We start from the raw sequence: 1,242 nt of genomic DNA on the forward strand, positions 1-1,242 counted from the left end.
CTCCATCCTCAATCATGCCATGAGCGAATGGGATGTCCCGCTCTCGCTGAACCCGGCTCCGGCTTCGGGACGCATGATCAAGCGGCCGACAGGCGCCGATCGCAAGCGCAACCGACGACTGGTGGAAGACGCCCCGGAGGGCCCAACGCCCCCTACTGCTACCAACACGACAGAAGCTAGCGAATATGAGCGCCTGCTTGCCGCAGTCACGTCTGAAAGCCATCCGGACGACGTCTGGTTTGTGAGATGGGCCATCGAGCAGGCTACCCGATTAGGCCACGTTGACAAAAGATCTATACGATCGGCCTGAGATCTGATTCACTGGTTGCTTCGACGAAGGCGATAAGGTGGAGCGGGGATCTGACGGATCGGGAATGGGCGATAATTGGTCCGCTTCTGCCGCCTGAGCGCGGACGTTGGGCTCGACCAGCCGGAGACAATCGCCTATTTCTCAATGGTATGCTGCATGTTCTGCGCACAGGCTGTCCCTGGCGGGACATGCATGAGCGCTATGGCAAGTAGAACTCGGTCTATGTCCGGTTCCGACGTTGGGCCGAACAGAGTGTGTGGGATGCCCTGCTGCAAACCCTTGTAGACCTTGGCCTTACTGATGACTGACAGCATATGCTCGACAGCACCGTAGTCCGTGCCGATTCGCAGGCCACTGGGGCAAAAGGGGGGCTTATTCGAAGGGTTTTGGTCGATCACGCGGCGGCTTTACGAGCAAAATTCATGTCCGATGTGACAATCAGGGACGCCCTCTCGGCTTTGTCCTGACCGGCGGTCAGGTCTCGGACTACAAAGCCATAAATGCTCTGATGAAGCTGCCGGTTCCAAACCTCAAAGCCATGCTGGCTGATCGGGGCTATGACAAGACCGCTTTGTCATTCATGAGCTTTCTCCATATCGCAGTCGCAAAGCTCTGGATCAGGTCTTTTGTCAACGTGACCTAGATCTTAGAGACATAGATGGTTTTCTAGGCCAAAGCCTTAATCTCCCGACCATCACCGGAATGGGCTTTGTCATTGCAGGCCTTCTGGTCATGAACTTCTTGTCAATGTCAGCAGGTCACTGACCTCAATATGTCCTTCTCTTGGAGCTTTCTATGATCAATCCCTTGGCCCCACTTCATGTCCTGTGCGCCCTTCTCTTCCCAGTCTGCGCTTTTGCGCAAAGCTCCCACGACTGGTTGCCGGAATCTGGTGTTAAATCGCCTTACAGTCCACTTGCCGTCCCAACGAC

Annotated in this window: 2 protein-coding genes and 1 pseudogene; all 3 read left to right on the top strand. The window is 55.6% G+C overall.

Annotated features, from left to right (window positions below; genetic code table 11):
* Nucleotides 1-310 (top strand): annotated as a pseudogene (locus tag HKD28_RS15525) (hypothetical protein); the annotation flags it as partial.
* Nucleotides 311-360: 50 nt separating this feature from the next.
* Entirely contained in the window at nucleotides 361-522 is a 162-nt protein-coding gene (locus HKD28_RS16110; RefSeq protein WP_407925776.1) for a transposase, read from the top strand.
* A gap of 92 nt (nucleotides 523-614) precedes the next feature.
* Nucleotides 615-953: a transposase gene (locus HKD28_RS16115; protein WP_207729035.1), complete on the top strand. Its 339-nt coding sequence runs from the start codon at nucleotides 615-617 to the stop codon at nucleotides 951-953.
* Nucleotides 954-1,242: the final 289 nt, after the last annotated feature.

It is taken from the genome of Gluconobacter cadivus, assembly GCF_015244745.1.
Classification (GTDB): domain Bacteria; phylum Pseudomonadota; class Alphaproteobacteria; order Acetobacterales; family Acetobacteraceae; genus Gluconobacter; species Gluconobacter cadivus.